11 protein-coding genes are annotated in these 18140 nt (G+C 45.1%); all 11 read right to left on the reverse strand.

Going from position 1 to position 18140, the window contains the following annotated elements; translation table 11 throughout:
• Positions 1-7 precede the first annotated feature (7 nt).
• Positions 8-1093, reverse strand: coding sequence for a Gfo/Idh/MocA family protein (locus GO816_RS02855; RefSeq protein ID WP_157539836.1), 1086 nt, complete (start codon positions 1091-1093; stop codon positions 8-10).
• A gap of 51 nt (positions 1094-1144) precedes the next feature.
• Positions 1145-3694 carry an L-rhamnose mutarotase gene (locus GO816_RS02860; protein WP_157539837.1) on the reverse strand — a complete coding sequence of 850 codons (2550 nt, stop codon included), beginning with the start codon at positions 3692-3694 and terminating at the stop codon, positions 1145-1147.
• A 115-nt stretch (positions 3695-3809) separates the two neighbouring features.
• Positions 3810-4721: a sugar phosphate isomerase/epimerase family protein gene (locus tag GO816_RS02865; RefSeq protein WP_232336468.1), complete on the reverse strand. Its 912-nt coding sequence runs from the start codon at positions 4719-4721 to the stop codon at positions 3810-3812.
• A 121-nt stretch (positions 4722-4842) separates the two neighbouring features.
• Positions 4843-6243, reverse strand: a complete 1401-nt coding sequence (locus tag GO816_RS02870; RefSeq protein WP_157539838.1) for an alpha/beta hydrolase family protein — start codon at positions 6241-6243, stop codon at positions 4843-4845.
• Positions 6244-6333: 90 nt separating this feature from the next.
• On the reverse strand, positions 6334-7485 hold the full coding sequence (locus GO816_RS02875) for a sialidase family protein (RefSeq protein ID WP_232336469.1): 1152 nt from the start codon (positions 7483-7485) through the stop codon (positions 6334-6336).
• 7 nt (positions 7486-7492) lie between these two features.
• Positions 7493-8215, reverse strand: a complete 723-nt coding sequence (locus GO816_RS02880; RefSeq protein WP_157539839.1) for a DUF3826 domain-containing protein — start codon at positions 8213-8215, stop codon at positions 7493-7495.
• A 32-nt stretch (positions 8216-8247) separates the two neighbouring features.
• The gene (locus tag GO816_RS02885) at positions 8248-11001 is read right to left on the reverse strand and encodes an alpha-L-rhamnosidase (RefSeq protein WP_157539840.1); all 2754 of its coding nucleotides are present in this window, start codon (positions 10999-11001) and stop codon (positions 8248-8250) included.
• 2 nt (positions 11002-11003) lie between these two features.
• Positions 11004-13793, reverse strand: a complete 2790-nt coding sequence (locus GO816_RS02890; protein WP_157539841.1) for a glycoside hydrolase family 2 protein — start codon at positions 13791-13793, stop codon at positions 11004-11006.
• Between the two features lie 11 nt (positions 13794-13804).
• A complete protein-coding gene (locus tag GO816_RS02895; RefSeq protein WP_232336470.1) occupies positions 13805-15241 on the reverse strand; it encodes a sialate O-acetylesterase in 1437 nt (478 codons plus the stop codon).
• Positions 15241-17085 (reverse strand): six-hairpin glycosidase, encoded by a 1845-nt coding sequence (locus GO816_RS02900; protein ID WP_157539842.1) that lies wholly within the window; start codon positions 17083-17085, stop codon positions 15241-15243. Before GO816_RS02900 ends, GO816_RS02895 begins: the two co-directional genes overlap by 1 nt.
• 21 nt (positions 17086-17106) lie before the next feature.
• The gene (locus GO816_RS02905; RefSeq protein ID WP_232336471.1) at positions 17107-18138 is read right to left on the reverse strand and encodes a glycoside hydrolase family 43 protein; all 1032 of its coding nucleotides are present in this window, start codon (positions 18136-18138) and stop codon (positions 17107-17109) included.
• Positions 18139-18140: the final 2 nt, after the last annotated feature.

Here is an 18140-nt window from a genome sequence, read left to right on the forward strand (position 1 = left end):
CGTAAGGTTAGGCTTTTAAAATATCGGGTGAAATGTTAAACTCGGCCAGTATATCGTTAATTTTTACCGGCATCCCGGTTTTAAGCGTGCGGTCCATTGCTTGTAATAATGCTACTGTTCCAACACCTTCTTTTACGTCGGGGTATGCAGTTTTGCCGTTTTCAAGGCAGTCGGCTACGTACTCTAAGTAATTCTGATATTCGCCTGCGTGATGGCTTTGCCCTTCGAAACGGAAATAGTATTTTAAGGTTGAATCGCCCCAAACCACAATTTTTTCTTCACCGGTTTTATCGGTAACAGCGTAGCGCAACTCATGGTAATCGGCTTGTGAAGCGCCACCGGTTCCGCGTAAAATAGTGCTCATACCGCTATCGCGCTGCGCAGGTTGGGTAGGACCTGTATAACAACCACTTACCCGGGCAATACGACCGTCGGTAGCCTTAAAGATGAAGTGCATGGTGTCCTCGTTTTTCAATCCGGCTTTTTGACCGTTAGCGCTGATCATCCCATAACCCATAACTTCTTCTACATTAGGTAAATACCAGCGTATAAAATCAACCGGGTGACTTAAACCACCATACAGCCATTTAAATGCTTGCTCCAAAGCCCATGGTTTCTCTAAAAACCAGCGATGATCAGCATGGTATTGAGCTTCAATGGTAATTAAATCACCAATTAAACCTTCTTCAAAATCTTTACGCTGACGTTTGGCCGGCTCAAAAAAGCGTGAGCTCTGGCCAATAAACACCTTTTTACCGGTTGATTCTGAAAGCTGGATAAGCTCTACAGCATCACTCAGATCATCAATAAAAGGTTTAGTGCAAATAACATGCTTACCCGCCGAAAGTGCCTGCTTTACGTGCGTAGCATGCAGGTGATCGGGGGTGTAAATGGCAATCAGGTCAATTTCGGGATTGTTTAGCATTTCATCATACTCGGTGGTATAGCTATGAAAGTTGAACTCCTCGGCACGCTTTTTACACATATCGAGGTTGCGGTCGCATACCATGGTAAGTTCGCATTTTGAACTGTGCAACGCCGCCGACATGGTGCTGCGGCCTTCGCCCAAACCTAAAATTCCTATTTTCAGCATAATTATATATTCGTATTTCTTTATAAAACTTCAAATTCTTTACCTAAAACCTCATTTTCCTGTGGGTTGAAAGAACACCCAAACCTCGCCCGGTTTGGTGCCTTTTACACCCTCCTGGTACTGGCTCATGATCTTGTTCCAGTCGTTAACCCTTGGGTTGTTTTCGGTGGTTTTGGGGTTTAGCTTGTCAAGGTCTTCGCCTTTTGGTATGCTGATGATGAGCATAAGCTGGCGCCCATTCTTTAATATTACCAATTGCTGGAAGCTGGCGTTACAGAACCCTTTGCTTACCTCGGGCCACTTAGTAAATTGGGTGGCGTGGTAATTCAAATACTCTTGTTGTTTTTTCGTATCGGCAACCAGGTTTGTGCTCAATATCACGTTGTCCCACTCGGCAACAGTTTTGCCATCAGGACAATTATTTTTGCGGTTAAAGGTGTAAAACCTATCGGTATATAATTTCACCTCCGCTTTAGGAAACATTTCCTTCAACTTTTTTACCTGGCTTTCGGCGTTAGGTATGTATCCAAAAATCACCGTGCGGTTGGTCCACTGGTAAACGGCAGATTTTGGGATACCGTTACGGATGCACAGGTCTTTCACCTGTTCTAAATCTACAGCTTTATCATCGGCATTTACTATTTCAATCACCTGCGGATTATCGGCAAAAGCATCATAACCTACATAATTGATTGGCGATGTGGCTGTAGTTGATACGTTTTTGAACAGGTGCTTATAGTCATTCTGCAAACCAGCATTTTGCTTAATGCTGTTGCTTACCTGCGGGCCATTATTTTCCCACTTATTATCAGGTCCGTTTGCATTTTGCAGAAATTTATCAGCCGGAGTCCAGTTGTTTTTTACGGTGAAGCCTGATGAACCTTCATCGCAATACAGGTAAAACCAGTGGTGAACATCGTGTGCGTACGGTACTTTGTAAACACTGTCTATATAGTTTTCTGAGATAACCGAACCAGGTTGCGCCGAAAGCGTATAAATGCCCGATACATCGTACAAGTGTTTACCGTACCGCGATATTTTGTTAGCGGTTATTTTGTTGCCGCTCATGGCGTTGTTGAGCTTGGTCCAGCCCCAGCCCATGCTGATGCCGCTGTATGATACTTCGCTGATGTCGTTATGCTCAATGCTGATGTTTTTTACATAGCCGGTGCCAATGCCTACACAGCCCCAATCCTCGTTGGTAACATCGGTAATGAGGTTGTTAATAATGCGCTCGTTGGTGCAAACCTCACGCTTATCATCAGGGTTGTAAGGCAGGTGTACTTCAAAGGCCTCGTCAGAAAAAGTGCCCACTTGTATTCCTGTTCCACCTATATCTTTAAAAAGATTGCCTTTAATCTCATTATCGTGCGTTCCGCGCTGGTAATTAACTCCGGTTGATGCCATGTGCTCAAAACGGCAGCCCTCAAAACCGGTATGATGTGCATAAGCCACTTCCACCGCGGCAGCAGGGCGACCAACCCATGCCTGGTTTTCTAATCCTTTTTTCTCTGGAGTACCTGCAACCTTCAACTTGTAAGCATCGGTCATGTACATACCGGCCTGGTGCGGCACATGCCCTTGCTGCGATGGGCGTAACCAGGTAGCATGCTCAAAGGCTATACCTTTTACGTACACATAGCTCACGGGGCGGTCGGCGGTGCCGGTCATTTTTAGCAGCGTTTGCTGTGCGGGGGCAACCACCTTTGCGCTGGTTATGGTTTCGCCAGTGCGCGGCCAGTAGTATATTTTATTAGTTTTAGCATCGGCATACCACTCGCCCGGCTGGTTTAAGAACTCCAGGGCGTTGGTCAAATAAAAGGCCGAATTGCCATTCATCTTCTTATCCTTATCTATTACCGCCTGTGGCCAGGGGTGCTCAAACTGTATGCGGCTCTCGGGCTGTTGAAAGGTGACTTTGGCTTTATCACCTACTACAGTCAAAGTTTTAATACGCAAATTTGCTATGGCCCACATTTGGTGAATAAGCATTTCCATTTGGCCTATGGCACCTGTTTTAATTTTGGGTGCCGGTATCCACATTTCCTGCTTTACCTTATCAACCGACAAAATGCGGCTCATCAAATTATCGTTATCCACCTCGCGGGCACGAACGGCTTTCTTTCCGTTCACCCATAACTGGCGGAACAACAATGCCTGCCCATCCAACGATGGTACATCGGCCATCCAAACTTTACCTTGTGCAGAGGCAGGCAAACCGGCTACTTTGGCAACAGCTTTACGCCAGCCTTTAATATTAATACCACCGCTTAAAACAGGTTGCCCGTTAGCTGCAGCCTCAATCCAGGTTGGAGATGTAGCCGTTCCTGAATCTTCCGGACGAATAAATACCGGCTCGTTCAGCCTGTACTCACCACCGGCCATTATGATACGAATACCGTTTTTAACGCTCTCATCATTCAATCTGCGTAATTCGCGTGCTTGTCTTAGGGCAGCGTTCAGCGTAGCTTTGGGGCTACCCTTGGTACCATCATTGGCATCATTTCCTTTAGGCGACACATAAATATCAGCAGCACGCACGCCTGCCGATAGTGTTATTGTTAATAACAAAAGGAGTGTTTTACGTAGAGCTTTATTCATGTGTGTTTTTAATATATAGTTTATTCCCAACTCTGTCATTTCGAGGTACGAGAAACTCTTTGAAAGCGATTAGCTTGTTGGTTTGAGATGACAAGAGTTGCTTATAGTAATTTATCTATCCTTGAAAAATCGACTTTACATATGCCGTATTTGCCGTAAAGTTCCACTTTACGTTGCGCGGGTCTTTAACATCGCGTGAGCGTTCAATTACCAGCCACCCTTCCCACTTCATTTTATCTAGGGTTTTCTTCACCTTCTTCAAATCAACTTTCGGATCGTTTTGTAACCAAAAACCGTCGGTATTGGTACAATGGATCTGGCAAATGCGGTTCTTACCTAAAATCTGCAACTCCTCGTTTACATCGCGGCCATTAGTCCAGGCGTTTGAGAAATTGAAATAGCTTTTAATTGCTTTTGAGCCTACCTCGTCCAGCAGTTTGGCCTCGTCGGTAGCATTTAATGATGATTCAATACCAATTACCACACCTGCTTCCTCAGCTTTAGGAGCAATCATTTTCAGGCGCTCAATTACTGCAGGGCGTAGTTCGGGGTTCTTGGTCAGGTCGGCATTTACACCGAACGGCAAAAATGCCACCTTTACGTTCATAGCCCTCATGGTATCAATACAATCCTGCACCATGCGGTCTACCCCATCACGTGTGGCAAACGACTGGGCAAAAAATCCAGTCATTGCCATTGAGCATATCTCCAAGTTCAGCTCTTTGGCTTTATTCAAAAATTGTTGCCTTGTTTCAGGTTGAGCTAACTGGTTTTCAAAAGTCGGCCGGTTGCCTAATCCGCCCATGTCTACTTCTACCCCATCGGCGCCTATGTCTTTGGCTAACTGAAATGCACCCAATTTCTGACGCTTCAATATCATCAAATCAACTACTGCCACTTTATAACGACCGCCTTTAGCCGCACCTCCCAATAACGATGCACAACCGCTTTGCGACAGGGCCAATCCAGCGCCAAGCATTGATGTGTGGGCAATAAAGCCGCGACGTGTAGTTTTCATAGATTTCATGTTCTTTTATTCTTTTATTTGGGCGTTGCCTTCGCCCGGGCTATCCGCTGCAAGTCCTCGTTTCGCTATGGCTACACTCCGGGCTTTTCACTGCTATCCCTAACGCAAACTGCTATCAAACTTACTTCTTCGCCGCTGCAAAAATCTTTTCCAACTCCGCAAAACCGTGTATCGCTTTGGCCGGCAATTTCTTGCCTTTTTCACCAAATACATACATAGCAGGGTATTTTTCAATCGTTACCTTGCTTTCGTCAACCTTACCATCGGCACCTTTAACGGCAGCTATATTTAAATTAAATTGTTTAGCCACAAAATCATACATAGCCAGGCGTTTTGATTTGCCGTAGTCATGCCCCTCTTTAGGGAAATGAGCATTGGCAACCATTTCGGGCTTACCATAATAGCTGTATATTTTTTGAAGGTAAGGCAAATCGGTATCGGGCACATTGGCCGACCAGTCTCCACCATCCGAAATTACCAGTTGCGGGCGAGGTGCAGCCATAGCCGCCAACTCATCATTATTAGTACCGCCGCCGCACAAATGCACCGGCATACCGCTTTCGCATGGGCATCCGCCCGAAAAATAGCTCGACAACATTACCACCGGCACGCTTAGCTTAATGCGGTCATCAAGCGCGGTAATCAACATAGTTTGGCTGCCGCCACCCGATGCACCGGTAATAGCCACCCTGCTGGTATCAGCTTCTTTAAGCGACAAGAGGTAATCGAGTATACGCATACTGTTAAGCGCCTGTATAGTCATGGCTAAACTACGGCGATGGTCTTTGCCATCAAATTGCAGTAATGATTCGCCCCAGGCAAAAAGATCATAACTGATAGCCATAGCGCCCATTTTGGCCAGCATAGCGTAACGGTATTGCCCATCGGCACGGTAACGGCCATCTCCAAAATGCCCGTCGGGACAAAGCACTACGGGTATTTTGCCTTTAACTTTCAACGGCTTGTATAACGATCCGCATACATACACGCCGGGTAAAGTTTCAATGGCAATGTTCTCAATAGTATAACCATCCATCACCCGCTTATTGGTAATAATGGGTTTTGATTTAGGCTTAACCGGCATAGGCGATAATTGCAGAGCCTCGTACATGCACGGGCGCAAATCCGCCTTGCGCTTTTCCCAACTGGTTTTATCCGTATAAAACGACGACAGGTAGGCCAGTTTTTCTTTACCCTCCTCCGGCGTTAAGCGCGAATATTCGTAATATTTCAGCTTAAAGTTACCGGGCTTTTCCTCGTTTACCTTCATATCTAGCGGAGCTAGCATGGCAGCCAGTGTTTTGGCAGCAGTCGGCTTGTAACGCCAGTCGGCATATGGTACCCAGCGATCTTTAACCATGTCTTCCGAATACTTAACCTTTACTTTGAATTTGGCTTCAACTTCGGCCAAAACCTGTTTCAGGGGTTTCTTGTATTCGTTATCGGAAGTGTTTTGGGCAAAGGCATCGCAGACCCCTAAAAGGAGCAGGATGATTAACCTTATTTTCTTGTTATTTAACATTTGTTTTTCAAAGAGAGGCACAAAGTATTGTGCCCCTACAAATTCATTTTATAACCGTAGGGACACAATACTTTGTGTCTCTATTTCATATTATAAATCCTTCGATTCAGCCTTAATCTCCGGCAGTTTGTAACCTTTAACTTCAGGCCATTCGCCGTTTTTGATTTCTACCAATTTCAGCTTTTTAGGGTCGGCAACGGCATGTTTAATGCGTAACCGGCGCCAGGTATAAATGAAATGAATCATACCATCTTTGGTTTGAATTACCGATGGGTAAGAATACTGGCTGATTGGCGAATCTTCTAAAATCAAAGCGGCATACCAGGTTTTTCCATCTTTTGACAGCGATACGTTTAACGGCGTACGCGGCCCTTTAGCCAGCTTACCCGGAGGCAACACGTGGTTATAAATCAGCAGTTGCCGGCCATCTTTCAAAGTTACCGCATCAGTACCCGAATTATTATTGGGCAGATTAGTTTTTTCGAGCGGAGTCCACGTCATACCCTGGTCGCTTGACCATGCAGTAAGCAACGCACGGTTGCGGCTGCGAGCCAATAACTGTAAGCGGCCATCTTTATGCTTTAAAATGCTTGGTTGTATACCTTCTAATGTATCAGGCCCTTTGGCTACCTCAATTTGCTTCCAGGTTTTACCCCAGTCGGCTGTTACTTCGAAATGAATTCTCCAGCCGCCTTTACCTTCTACACTAGTTGGGCAAAACAGGTTTTTACCTACTAATACCGGTTTATTCTTGATTGGGCCTAAATAACCCTCGGGTAAAGCTTCTTGCGCTCCCCAAGTAACGCCGTTATCTTTCGAACGTTTTAGATAGCCCTTCCATGTTGACGGGCTTGGGCCTATCTTGTAAAATAGCAACAGTTCGCCGCCCGGAATTTGGTACAAAACAGGGTTCCACGTTGGGTATCGTAAGGTATCATTTTGGATACCGTTGGCTACGTTGATGCCTTCGGTCCACTTACCATTTACATGGCGGCTTACCCAAATACATACATCGGGGTTACGTTCTTTAGTACCGCCAAACCACGCAGCTACTAAACCTTTGGGTGTTTCAACAATGGTTGACGAATGACACTCTTTATAAGGGGCTTTTTCGTAAACAAACTCATCGGTTACAATGCCACTGCGCCAGGGGTTGCTTATGCTTTGCGCATTAGCACTCAACGTTGCAAATAGCAGTAACGCCGGAGCGCATCTTTTTATCAGGGAGGTAAACATCATCATTAATTTATTAGTTAGCCGGTTTGCTTTCAGCGGCAGCTTTGGCAGCAGCCTTCTTAGCTTTCACGGCATCAGTGTAAGCCTTAAACATGTCATGCCAGTTGCGGCCGTGCGTGTTTAAATATTGCTCGTTCTTGGTTTTGTAAATCTCAAAAATGGCCGATATCTGAGTCATGTTCTTATAATCAACAGCTTGTTCACGGGCCTTCTTCAGGTTTGCGGTTAGCACTTTTTCTTCTTCGGGAGTAAGGTTTGGCACTATGGAACGATAACCATTCATGGTAAAGGCCACTTTGCCGATGGTATATTTATCCAGTATGGCTTCAACCTGTGCTTCATCTAAATTTTGGCGAAGGCCGGTCATCAACGTTTCATGTACTAATTTGGGCATGGCCGATATGGCTATTACCTGCCTATCAACCGCGCTTAGCGGGTTGCCCGTAGCCGGGTTAATTCCAGCAGGTACAGTTGCTGCCGGATGCTCATTGTTCCAATCGCGTATGGTTTTCAGGTGCGTAGCAATGATGCCCTTTACCGCTGTTTCTTTTGCAGGGTTGTTTAAATTAAGCGAAGCCACCCATTCGGCTGCGCGTTTATCGGTTTCCTCGTCAAATTTTGCTCTTGCTTCAGCCGTCATACCAGGCTTCGCCTCAGCAGTTTGTTGAGCATAAACATTTACAGTAAACAACGTTGCCGCTGCTATAATTACTGATGTTTTAATGTACTTCTTCATATATCGGTGTGTTTATATTGGTTCTTCTCTTCTTATAAATCCGATTTAAAGCTGTAATTGCCCGAGCCTGCTTCGTAAACCGCGTAGCCTTTATCCATTTTTACAAACTTTAAGCCTTCTGCTTCGGCAGCTTTTTTGCCACCCTCGGTAACCCCACCGGCCGATTTTGCCGGAATGGAAATCAACGCCGTAGCATTAGCCGGTATGCTGATGTTCCAATCAAAGTTGCTTCCTTTTCTCCACTCGCTTTTTACCAAACCGTAAGGAGTTTTGTAAGATGATTTTACAAACTTCAATCCATCAGGCAGGGTTGGTTTCATAATTACCTGCTTAAAGCCGGGCTGGTTAATGCCCGCTTTAATACCAGCCAAATTTTGATAATACCAAACAATCAGGTCGCCAAGCAACATGACGTGGTTTCCCGAGTTCATGCTTGGGTTGGCAGTATCGCCATTCCAAAGTTCCCAAATGGTGGTAGCGCCACGCTCGGCCATATAACCCCAGCTTGGGTAATCTTTATTAGTGGCAATGCGGTAAGCCAAATCCGGACGACCATATTCGGTTAGTCCGCGCATTAACCATTGGGTACCTATTACACCAGTGGCAATGTGATTGTTATCAACGGTTGTCACACGTCTTACTATGTTTTCGAACACGGCTTTACGGTTAGCTACCGGAGTTATATCGAAGTACAGCGGTAGTAAGTTGGCTGTTACTGTACCATTATCATATTGCTGCGTTTGAGCATTATAAAACTTAGCGTTAAACGCATCGGCAATTTTGCCCTGCAAAGCCGAAAATTCTTTAGCATCATCCTGCTTTCCAAACATCTGCGCAAAGCGTTTCATTTGAAAAAGCATACGGTAATAGTATGCCGTAGCAATCAATTGCCCGTTGGTGGTACGGCTACTATCTTTAGCGTGTATCAGTTCAGGTGATTCGGGCGGAACGCACCAATCACCATATTTGTCTTTAGTTACAATGTAGTCCTTCATGTACTTACCTTTCATGTAGGTAAGCCACTTTTTCATAGAGGCATAATGCTTTTCGGCCGGACGAGCATCGCCAAACTGTTTGTACAGCATATCGGCAATTAGTACATAGGTAGCAGGCCAGGTCATGTTATCGCTGTAATAATTCCAGTATGCCGGAGCCACATCCGGGATGGCACCTTCAGCTGTTTGCGATTCTTCAATATCATCCAACCACTTGGTGTAAAGTTTTTGGTTATCAAAAATAAAGCTTTCGCCTAACGATCCGGTTGCCCTGTCGCCTAACCACGGCATACGCTCGTTACGTTGCGGACAATCAACCGGCATGCCTTTATAGTTTCCGGCTACACCCCACCAGGTATTGCGGTAAACGTTATTAATTACCTCGTTAGATGTTTCGAACTCACCAATGGTGGCCAACGCATCATACACCATCTCGCCTGTAAAATCACTTTCTTTAGGCTTGCCAGGATAGCCGGTAATTTCAACATATCTAAAGCCGTGATACACAAATACCGGGTGCCATGTTTCTTCTGCTGCGCCTTTCAGGGTATATACATCGGTAACTTTGGCATCGCGCAGGTTGGCAACATATAAGCTACCGTCTTTTTGCAGCGTTTCGGCAAAGCGCATGGTTACTTTATCGCCACGTTTGCCTTTTACCTTAATTTTTATCCAGCCGGTCATGTTCTGCCCCATATCCATAATCCAGGTACCGGATTTAAGCTGGCTCAGTTTTTTTGGCTGAATGCTTTGCATTACCTTAATGGGTTCGCTCATTTGCGCAACCAGTTTGCCACCGGGTGCGTCAACCAGTTCGGGTTTAAACCACCTGGCAGCGTTATAGCCTACTTTACTCCAACCGGTTAACTCTTTATTGGCGTCGTATTCTTCACCATCATATTCGTTATTGCTGCGTATGGGGCCATCGGCGGTCATTTTCCAGGTTTGATCACTTACCACCAGTTGGTGATGACCATCGGCGTACTCCAAATCCAGTTGCACCAGCATTTTAGGGAAACCAAACTCCTTTATCTTTTTAGGCTTATATTTAGGGCGCATGGTAAAATACCTGCCATTACCTAAAACTGCACCAATGGCGTTTTTGCCCGGCTTTACATCGGCAGTAACATCATAAGTGCTGTATTGTACCGATTTAGTATAATCGGTAGGCATTTGTGCCAACACCTCGTTGCCCACCTTTTTACCGTTAATGTATAATTCGAAATGGCCTGGGCCTGAAATATAGGCAGTAGCTCTTTTTACCTTCGCTGCTGATGAGAACTCCTTGCGGTAGTAGCGTGCCGATAAGCGCGAGAATTTAGACACACTATCCCAGGGCGAACCCTTTTCGTAGCCTATCCATTTGCCTTTCCAATCGGCAGGGGATAATAAACCTATGCTCCATTTGGCCGGTGTGCTCCATTGGCTGTCGCCGTTATTGGTGTACACTTTTACCTTCCAGTAGCAGGCAGTACCACTTTTAAGGGCTTTACCTTTGTAAGCTATCATTACCGACTCGTTAGAAGCCACTTTGCCCGAAGTCCAAAGATTGCCCTGGCCGGCGGCCAACTTTGCAGGCGATGATGCCACTATAACCTCATAAGCCGTTTGCATAATATTGCGGCCGGTACCGGTTAACTGCCAGCTTAACCGCGGTTGTACTACATCAATGCCTTGCGGATTTACCAGCATTTCGCAACGCAAGTTTTGCAGTTGAATATCGGCTGCAAATACATTTGCGCTGATAGACAAACCCAGTAAAACTGCTTTTATATGTTTAAGTAACTTCATGGTTATCTCCCCGAAAAATCAAAGTAAAGGTTCATTTCCTTGGCGCGTTTAGGCTCCTTTTCGTAATCGTAAAAAATGTGCTTCATACCCATTGGCCCGGTATCTTCGGCACCTAAAGTTTTGTTGCCAATGGCACCAATGCCCTGCATAAAAGATATATCGCCCGAAGGAAATTTCACCACGTAGTTATGCCATTGATCATCGTGTGGTTTGGGTGTAAACAGGCGGAAGAACGTATCTTCATCATCGGTAAGCACGGTAAATGGCTGACTACTAGTAATAAATTTACACCAGTACATATTAGCATGGTAGCCCTTAAACTCAGGGTAATTCCAGCTTTGCCCGGTTTCGGTGTCGTTGTAGTCCTTTTTCCAAACACCCAGCTTAGTGCCTTTCATACGGTTCTTCCACACACGGTAAGGGCCGCTGCCCATGTATTCCACCGATTTCATTTCCTTTTCGGGGAACGAGAAGTTTAGACCTACAAAATTGGTAAAGTAATCACCCGGAAAATAGCGCACCTGCATTTTAACCCAACCGGTTGGGTATATAGTCCACTGCAAAGTGTTATAAGCAGCTTTGCGGTCAAACGTTGATTCAATTACCACGTTTTTACCTTCCAGCTTTTGCGTAAAATTTTTAAAGTTGTTAGCACCCTCTTGTAATACGGGACCGTTGTTGAACGGAATTATACCTTTAGTGTTTTCCACTTTTTCAAGCATACCGCTGGTTTTACTAAACCATAGTTTAATGCCGTTGGCGCTAACCTGATACAACGAATCTACCCCGGTTACATTAATGGTTTGCTTGCCATCTTTAACTACAATTTTGCGGGCAACCTTCTCCGGCTTAGTAATAGGCCAGCTCCAGGTAAATAGCTCACGCTTATAGTTATCAGTTACGGTGATGTACAAAAAGTCGTAGCTTTTAAAGTCAGACGGCATATTAACTTTGAGGTCGCCTTTTTCCCAAGGTTTAATGTTGGGCGATGTAATGGCGATGTTTAGCTCGGCCGGCTTGGCTTTGCCATAAGTATCACTCACCCTCACCAACTTACCGGTGAATGTACATTGGTTAAGATTGGTTACGTTGTAGCGGTTCTCTAAATGAAACACGCCATCAAATCCCGAAGCTATTTCTCTACGCTCAAAAAATACGGGCGACCACACTTCTTTCACCGTAAAAAAGCTTCCCTCTTTTTCGTGGAATGGGCCAACTATGCCGTCAGGTCCTTTGTCGCCCTCAGTATCAATTCTGCCCTTCTGATCGGTGCGCAATACACCCTGGTCGGCAAAATCCCAAAGAAATCCACCGGCCGATAGCGGGTTAGCGAGCATCATTTTCCAGTAATCGTCGATACCGGCACCGTGACCGCCATCGTACATGCCGTGCAAAAATTCGGTTGGCATTACAATGCTGTGCCCATTATCATATGTGCCTATGCCGTAGTTATAATCCCGGTAGTGTTGCGTATCGAAGCCGCCAAAATCTTCCCAGGCATGCAGTACAGAGCGTTTTTGCACATCCATTTTACGGAATAATGGATCAAGTTCAACGTTATGCCCGCCCTCGTTTCCGTTCACCCATAAAACAATGGATGGATGGTTTTCATCATGCTCCATCATTTCCTTCAAGAGCTTGGTACCGGTTTGGGTGTCGTAATGTCCGTGCCAGCCGGCCAGTTCATCCAGTACAAAAAGGCCTAATGAATCGCACACGTCCAGGAAATGATCATCGGGTGGGTAGTGCGACATGCGCACGGCATTCATATTTAAATCTTTAATCAAGTTGGCATCTTCAATACTGCGCAATTTGTTTAAAGCTCTGCCGGTTGTAGGCCAAAACGAATGACGGTTAACGCCTTTAAATTTCACTTTAAAACCGTTCACGTATACGCCATCACGCTGCTTAACTTCTACCGTACGGAAGCCAAAGCGTTTGGTAACCGTGTGTAGCACTTTTCCGTTTTGAGTCAGGGTAAATACCGCATTATACAAATCAGGTGTTTCGGGCGACCATTGCTTAGGGTTGGCTATGTTAGCTTGCAGGTGCATAACCGAATCTGCTGCAACCGCAGCATTCACCTGGGCACCTACTTTTTGACCGTTTAATGTAGTTATTTGTACCGATGCAGTGCTGTTTACCGGTGCACTTTTCAAATAAACATCAGCCTTAAAGCTGCCATTTGCTTGTGCATCTAATGTAACACGACTGATGTGCTGAACCGGCAAAGCCTGCAGATAAACCGGGCGGAAAATGCCGCCAAATATCCAGAAATCGCCTTTGCGCTCAGCCTCATTAACCGATTGATTGGCCGAGTGTTTGGCAACGGTTGCCTCTAAGAGGTTGGTGCCATCAAATTTTAGTAGTGAGGTAATATCATATTTAAAGGCATAATACGAGCCCTGATGCATTGGTCCGGCAGGTTTGCCGTTTATTTTCACCTCCGTATCGGTCATGGCGCCCTCAAACACTATTTGAACGGTTTTGCCTTCGAATGATGCAGGAACCTTAAATTTATACTTGTACTGTCCTACTTCTTTACCTCTTGCGGTGTCTTTAGCCCAGCCATAGTTGTACTTGCCAAAGCCCTGCAATTCCCAATTTGATGGTACCGGTATGGTAGTCCATTTGCCGGAGTTACGCCCTGCGGAGCAGTGAAATTGCCAGTTAACCGTTTTGTCGCTGCCGGTGCCCGAGAGGTACATTTTTTGTGTTTGCTGGGCAAAAGATGTTAAGCCCGCTAAGGTTAGCAGACCAATAAGAGCAATGTAACGGCAAAAAGACTTCATTAAAAACAATATCAATTAACGGATTTATATTTTAGCGGGTTATCGGTACGAAAAGGCATAGCCGGTAAGCCGTCTTTATTGTAAAAATTGGGTTGAGCTGCTTCATCCCATGCAAAGCGCACGGCTACAGGCTTTTTCACGTCGGGCGATGAAACAACCAGAACATTGTCTTTGATCATGACGTTCGCTGGAACGAACTTTTTATCGGCACCTGCAATTACAAAATGAGTTAATGGTTTACCATTATTACTGATTAACCCTTTACCCACATGATCAAATTTAAGGATGACCTGATCGCGGTCTACACTCATACCAGCATAAACCGGCCCCGAATATTCATTTTTTAAGCCATAAGATTTAGCTAATGCAACTAAAGCCAAACGACGACCGATCTCCCACTTAAACGGTGGGTGAATGTTCTTCACGTTATCGTTCAAATCGGTAGTTACAATCATGCCCGTGCGGGGTATTTGTAATACCTGTACTTGCGCTTCACGGAATTCAGGCAGTGTTTCGTTGGTAAACTTTTTATCTACAGAATTTGTATAAGGCGCCAGTTGAACATAATAGAACGGAAGTTTATTGTTACCCCAAAGATTACGCCAGCTGTTGATGAGTACCTGCATTTTGTAAATGTAGCTCATAGTTTCGCCCACGTTACTTTCGCCCTGGTACCATAAAAAACCTTTAATGGCATACGGAGCCAAAGTTTCAATCATAGGATGATAAAACTTACCCGGATCGCCATCAACTTTAATAGTTTTAAAATAGGGCTCGGAGTTAAATGCCGTTTCGTTTATCCATGGCTCTATACGGCTGCCGCTAACGGCTGATGATATGATACCCACAGGCACTTTCAACTCGGCATGAATCTTTTTAGCAAAAAAGTAGCCCGCTGCCGAAAACGCGCGTAAAGCCGAATCCTGCGCTATGCTCCAGCCGCTATGAGTTGAATCGGGCTTTACCTGGCGTTTTCTATCAACTAAAAAAATACGGATAGCAGGGTTGTGCGCACGCTCCAGCTCATCAATAGGAGAATTAGCAGTGCTGGTATCAGGACGGGCAACTTTGCTGTTCTTGCGCATCTCGTATTGCATATTACTTTGCCCCGAGCATAACCAAACTTCACCTACCAAAATATCGCTTAGAACAATTTTATTGGTACCTGAAATCATTAGGTCCCTACCCTTTGCTGATGCTTCCATTGGTTTTAGAAACACTCGCCATTTACCGCCCGTATCTGCAGTTGCAGTTTTGGTTTGGCCGGCAAAGCGTACGGTAACCTTTTCGCCTTTGGCCGCAGTTCCCCAAACAGGTACCGGCTGATTGCGCTGCAACACCATGCCGTTACCCAATATTTTAGGGAGCACAACTGTAGCATGGCTATTAGCGGCTATTAGGCAGCCGGTTAGCATTACGCCAAAAGCTTTGTAAAATCCTCTGAACATTAGTTACCTTTTGTAATAAATGATTTGATGTAAAACGAAGCCTGTTTAACCGGGTCACCTGCCTTAGGCAAGTCGAAATTCTGATCGGTAGGCGTATCAGCATCAGGGAAACGGCGTACGTCGCCGGTGCGGAACACAATACGGCTTACGCTGGTTAACGGTGCAAACATTAACGATAACGACAGTTCTTTACCGTTTACATTCATGGTGTAAAAGCGGTTCTTTACGTTTAATTTAAGTTTGATGCGGTATTCTTTACCTGCCTCATACTTCATGAAGTTTTTATACCGGTAGCCTGACTTCCCTTTAAAGGTACCTGTTGAATCAAATGCCAAACGGATTCCGGCCTGGCCTTTGGCATCCTGAAACTCGATGTCGAGCTGGCCATTGCTGTTTTGAGCGGGTACAACCACAAATTCGGTTTCTAAAACCTCTGATTCAGGCACTATGCGTTCTGCTTTGGCATAATCATAACGGTCCCAATCTTTCAATGCAAGGCTTTTAGTACCATCAGGCGCTTTATCAATAGATACAGGAGTCCATAAGCCACTGTTGTAATTCCATTTGTCGAGTTCTTTACCGGCAGGTAGCTGAGCAAAATTATCGTTAGCATGAGCGGTTGCAACTTCGGTCAACGGCACAGGTACCGATGACACCCAAATGTCTTCCTTGTTCATACTGTAAGTAAGCCACATTTTACCATCGGGCGGCGTACCGTTACCTTCTATAATGCCACGTATGTATTGCGGCCCGTATGATTTGTAATTGCCACCGTAGCGCATGGTCGAAATTTCGCCATTAACCAATAGCAGGTTTGTATAATCCAAGCCATCCTTACTTACCGATACAGCCAGCGGCCAACGGTACTCTGACGGATTATACACCGTGGCATATTTGCCATCGCTGGTTTTTTGTCCCCATATTTTGGCAGCCGCGTTTACAAAACGTGGTGCACGGGTAGCATTAGGCCAGGTTTTACCGCCGTCTTTACTTATAGCGGTTAAAGCATTTTTCCATAAGCCTACCACACGACCATCAGGTAAGTGATAGTAATTAAAAGCTTTATATTCTTTATGCAGGGGAATGATTGGGTCTTTACGATCGGTTTCTTCTACCCATTGCATCATCATAAGCGGGTTGGCCATCAGCTCATCACAAGCCTGCACAAACGCTTTATTTTTACTCTTTTTATAGAAAGGGTACGAGGTATTGCTCTCGTTCCATTTTGGGTTGTAGTGAATGAAATAGATAGGGCCATACTTACCATCAGGCAGTGCTTCGCGCACTACGCGGCCAATGCCCAGGCCGTCGTTCGGGTCGTCTTTTGCATCAAGGCAAATACCATAAAAGCCTAATACCAGCAGGTGATTTGATTTTGAGGTATAAAAGCCCATACGCTGGTGCATCACAGCCATTAAATTTTTGGCTACTCCATCATGACCGGGCTTAGTTGTACCATCAGGTATTTTATACTGAGGAAATACCACCGTTGGCTTGCTCCAGGTATTACCATCTTTAGATGTTACAACCAAAGTTTGACCGGGAGGAACACTTTCACCTACCTTATCACTTAGGTATTCAACATAAAAAGTTTTATTCCAATAAGCCAGCATAGGCGCATGGTTATATGTAAAGCCAAAACCATCGGCCTGATCGGGGTGCTCGCGGTTAGCACGAAAAACCTGCTGACTATGCACGCCTATAACCGGCACTAACTGCCCGTGGTGGTAATCAACGTTAGATAAGGTTTTACCGCTGTAGTGCACTGTATCCTGTGCGTTTACAGTTGTTATGCCTATAGCCGCTATAACGGTTAAAATACTTTTACTATTCAATAACTTCATAAAAACACAAAAGGGCCTGCATTACTGCACGCCTGTTTCTTTCTTTAAATTATTTAACGTTTTAGTGGTTACCTTTAATATGGTACCGTGTTTATGACCTTCGGGCACCGTTACCTTGTTCGAAAAATCGGTAAAGGTTTTAAAATCGGTGGTTTGCATGGCCCCGTATCTCTTTAGGCGGTACGAGTCATAATAAATAAGCCAGTCGTTGCCCACTTTGGTAGCATTGGGTCCTTCAGAGAAAAGCTCCGTAAACCTGCTACTGTAGTTACTGTACGGACCTAGTGGATCTTTTGCAGTAGCTACTAAAATGTTACGGTTAGGGCGGGTATTATCTTTCATTACCAGCACATAATCTTGAGTTCCGCGTTTCAAAATCTGCGCATCTATAACGCTGAAACCAGGGTCGAGGAATAATTTCGCCGTGCTAAATGCTTTAAAATCAGTTGTAGTGGTGTAATATAATCTGTGATTATTGTTGGCATCCTCCTGTCCGTTAGGAAAACGGCCAGGAATGCAAGATGCCCAAACAATGATGTATTGTTTCTTTACATCATCATAAAAAATCTCTGGTGCCCATACATTAACGGTAGTTGGCTCGGTAGCCATAATGTTAATGTGCTGCTGAGGCGACCAGTGTATTAAATCTTTTGATGATGCATAGCCAAAACCTAAATCACCTTTCCAGCCGGTAGTCCACACCAGGTGAAAAGTTCCGTCCGGCCCCTGCACCATTGACGGGTCGCGCATTATTTTAGCATCGCCGGCTTCAGGCTTTAGGAATATGTGCTTAAAATCGTTCCAGTGGTAACCATCATTACTATACAGCAGTCGCAACCCTTCATTAGCGGGTTCGTGAAATGAGGTAAATAGGTAAACGTCTTTTTTAGCGGCACATGAGGTGATTAAAAGCACACTGTATATCAGTATAACAAGCTTTGTCATCCGGAACGACAGAGAGAAAACCCTAAGAGCCGGGCAGCTGATCGCTTTGATAAGATCACTCGTTCCTCGGAATGACAGGGTGTTTATATTTTCTTCTATCATGAACATTT

Source organism: Mucilaginibacter aquatilis (assembly GCF_009755275.1).
Taxonomy (GTDB): Bacteria; Bacteroidota; Bacteroidia; order Sphingobacteriales; family Sphingobacteriaceae; genus Mucilaginibacter; species Mucilaginibacter aquatilis.

Excerpts from the sequence above, each read along its gene's own strand:
- GO816_RS02855 (WP_157539836.1), bottom strand. The coding sequence starts at position 1,093 with ATGCTGAAAATAGGAATTTTAGGTTTGGGCGAAGGCCGCAGCACCATG.
- GO816_RS02860 (WP_157539837.1), bottom strand. The coding sequence starts at position 3,694 with ATGAATAAAGCTCTACGTAAAACACTCCTTTTGTTATTAACAATAACA.
- GO816_RS02865 (WP_232336468.1), bottom strand. The coding sequence starts at position 4,721 with ATGAAATCTATGAAAACTACACGTCGCGGCTTTATTGCCCACACATCA.
- GO816_RS02870 (WP_157539838.1), bottom strand. The coding sequence starts at position 6,243 with ATGTTAAATAACAAGAAAATAAGGTTAATCATCCTGCTCCTTTTAGGG.
- GO816_RS02875 (WP_232336469.1), bottom strand. The coding sequence starts at position 7,485 with ATGATGATGTTTACCTCCCTGATAAAAAGATGCGCTCCGGCGTTACTG.
- GO816_RS02880 (WP_157539839.1), bottom strand. The coding sequence starts at position 8,215 with ATGAAGAAGTACATTAAAACATCAGTAATTATAGCAGCGGCAACGTTG.
- GO816_RS02885 (WP_157539840.1), bottom strand. The coding sequence starts at position 11,001 with ATGAAGTTACTTAAACATATAAAAGCAGTTTTACTGGGTTTGTCTATC.
- GO816_RS02890 (WP_157539841.1), bottom strand. The coding sequence starts at position 13,793 with ATGAAGTCTTTTTGCCGTTACATTGCTCTTATTGGTCTGCTAACCTTA.
- GO816_RS02895 (WP_232336470.1), bottom strand. The coding sequence starts at position 15,241 with ATGTTCAGAGGATTTTACAAAGCTTTTGGCGTAATGCTAACCGGCTGC.
- GO816_RS02900 (WP_157539842.1), bottom strand. The coding sequence starts at position 17,085 with ATGAAGTTATTGAATAGTAAAAGTATTTTAACCGTTATAGCGGCTATA.
- GO816_RS02905 (WP_232336471.1), bottom strand. The coding sequence starts at position 18,138 with ATGTTCATGATAGAAGAAAATATAAACACCCTGTCATTCCGAGGAACG.